The following is a 2,275-nucleotide window of genomic DNA, read 5'->3' on the forward strand; positions in this document are numbered from 1 at the left end:
TGCTTTAGTGCATCGGGCTGTGCGGTGAGGTCAATCAACAGCTGTTCCAATAGCGCGGTGCCGGTAAAGTCCGGCGGGCGCGGGTAGGTCACCGTGCCGGGATGGGCTTTGGCAAATTCGAGCAGCGCCTGCGCCGAGTCTGGCGGCTGCGGCGTTTGCTGCTGGCGGGCGATAAAAGTCAGCTGCGCGCTGCCCCACGGAGACTCCGCGCCTTCCACGGGCACCGAAAAATCTTCCTGAACGGGTTTGCTGACATCAACATAGCGCCAGTTCGGCAACTGTTCCGCCCAGCCGGTGCGCAGCAGATTAGCTTCTTTCAGCGCGCGGAAGTTTTCGCCGTTGACCCACAGCAAATCGACCGAACCGTTGGTTTTACGCCCGGCCTGCGCCTCGGTCTGAATGCGCTTTACGGTGTCTGCGGCATCGGCAATGTGGACGATGCGCAGGTTAATGGCGTAATCGCGTTTTACCTCTGCGCTGACCCAATCAAGATAGTGGTTCACCGCTTCATCGCCACCCCAGGCGTTAAACCAGACGGTCTGGCCTTTGGCTTCGCTTTCAACCTGCTGCCAGCTTTGCGCGTGTGCCATCAATGGGCTCAGCGCCAGCATACTAAGACCGAGCAGGCCGTTGCGCAGGCGATGTGTTTTTCCGTGGTAAGGCATCATGAATTCCTCTTTTGTCGTTCATGGTAGACCGTCTTAGCGACAACGATAACGATAGTCAGTGCAAACAAAATAAACAGCCCGGTGATAAACCAGTAGGTACCTCCGGTTAGCAGACTGCCCACCCACGAATAGACGATGGTGGCGGGAAGCTGGCCGATACCGGTGGCGATAAAAAAGTGGCGAAAGCGCAGTGACGTTAGTCCGGCGGCGTAGCTCACCGGGTCGAACGGGACGAAGGGCAGCAGGCGACAGATCAAAATGGTGTGCTTGCCATAGCGCTCAAAAAAGCCGTCGATACTTTTGAGCACCATTTTTCCCGTCAGCTTCTCGACCACGCCGCGCCCCATCAATCGAGCGATGTAGAAGCACAGTGCGGCGCCGGCCATCGAACTCGTCCACGAGAGCACCGCGCCCCAGAACGCGCCGAACAGCGACGCGTTGGCGAAGGTGATAAGAAAAGCGGGCAGCGGGGCAGCGACGGCCTGAAAAATCATCAATACAAACGAGACGGCGGCAGCCAGTGAGCCGTAGGAGTGAATAAACCGCTCAATGCCCTGCTGGTCGACGCTAAGAAACGCGGTCAGGCTCTGATCGATAAAAGCCTTCACGCTCGGAATACACCACCAGGCGAGCAGAAGTGCGATACCTGCCGTGAGCAGCAGCAGGCGGAAAAACAGCGTGGTGCGGCGCGAAGGCATCAGCGCTGCTCCCCGGAGAGATCCACGCGCTTATGCCTGGCATAACGTCTGGCGGCCTGCACCAGCGCAAACAGCGCGAGCCCGGCAAGGCTCAGTTTGAGGATGAATGCCAGCGTCAGGCCATGTGCCGCCAGTTCGCTCGCCATCAGCGTGTAGATAAAAATTCCCGGTAGCGTGGTAAGCGCGGAAATCAGGGTGTAGGGCCAGAACGGGATTGCGGTCAGACCGTAGGCGTAGTTTTGAATGTTGTAGGGAAAGAGCGGGATGAGTCGGGTAAGAATCAAAAAGTCGATGCCGCTGCGAGCGATGCCGCGTTCTATTGCCTGAAAGGTGGTCGTATGCCCGACGTATTTCACGAGTAGTGAACGTCCAAGCCAGCGAGCCAGCAGGAAAGAGATTGCTGAGGCAAGGGTGGCGGCAATGAGCGAGAGCAGGGTGCCGAGCCAGGGGCCAAAGACGATGCCTCCGACGAGTACCAGTACGCTGCCGGGCAGCAGGCAGACCGTGGCGAGAATGAACAGGGCGATGTAGATAGCGTAGCCAGGCGTGCCGCTCTCGCGTACGAGCGTTTGCAGGTGACGGACGTTAGTGACCAGGTCAGTCAGGCCGAAAGTGTGGGTCAGGATAACCAGGAGGCTGATGACAGCGACGATGAGCAGGAGCTTAGCGGCTGTGGGGTAGTGACTTCTTTTGCATGGGGGTCCTCCTGGTGGGAAGAAAAAGTGCGCGCGACGGTATTATAGATTAGGGGGCACTGCAAGATTTTAGCGTTGGTTTATTGATTTTGCTCAGAATTTTAATTTTTTATCGTTAAGTGGTTACGCGTTGTTTGTGGGAGGATGTTGTTTAGATCATCACTCTGTTGCGCTCCCTTCCAATGCTAGCCATATAAATTGCGCTGGCGCAGGG

Annotated in this window: 4 protein-coding genes; 1 reads left to right on the forward strand and 3 read right to left on the reverse strand. The window is 57.2% G+C overall.

What is annotated here, in order from left to right; all coding sequences use genetic code 11:
* From GKAS_RS23195 to GKAS_RS23205, 3 genes are all read right to left on the reverse strand, one after another.
* A partial coding sequence (locus tag GKAS_RS23195) for an ABC transporter substrate-binding protein (RefSeq protein ID WP_425590906.1) occupies window positions 1–611 on the reverse strand: 611 nt, incomplete at its 3' end.
* A 53-nt stretch (window positions 612–664) separates the two neighbouring features.
* A complete protein-coding gene (locus tag GKAS_RS23200) occupies window positions 665–1,366 on the reverse strand; it encodes a TVP38/TMEM64 family protein (RefSeq protein WP_035897880.1) in 702 nt (233 codons plus the stop codon).
* A complete protein-coding gene (locus GKAS_RS23205) occupies window positions 1,366–2,019 on the reverse strand; it encodes a TVP38/TMEM64 family protein (RefSeq protein WP_246870771.1) in 654 nt (217 codons plus the stop codon). The genes GKAS_RS23200 and GKAS_RS23205 overlap by 1 nt, the downstream gene beginning before the upstream one ends.
* On the opposite strand from GKAS_RS23205, the gene GKAS_RS25025 reads away from it, so the two are divergent.
* Entirely contained in the window at window positions 1,942–2,109 is a 168-nt protein-coding gene (locus GKAS_RS25025) for a hypothetical protein (RefSeq protein ID WP_156105170.1), read from the forward strand. The genes GKAS_RS23205 and GKAS_RS25025 overlap by 78 nt on opposite strands.
* Window positions 2,110–2,275 lie beyond the last annotated feature (166 nt).

It is taken from the genome of Kluyvera ascorbata ATCC 33433 (assembly GCF_000735365.1).
In the GTDB taxonomy this organism is placed as follows: Bacteria; Pseudomonadota; Gammaproteobacteria; order Enterobacterales; family Enterobacteriaceae; genus Kluyvera; species Kluyvera ascorbata.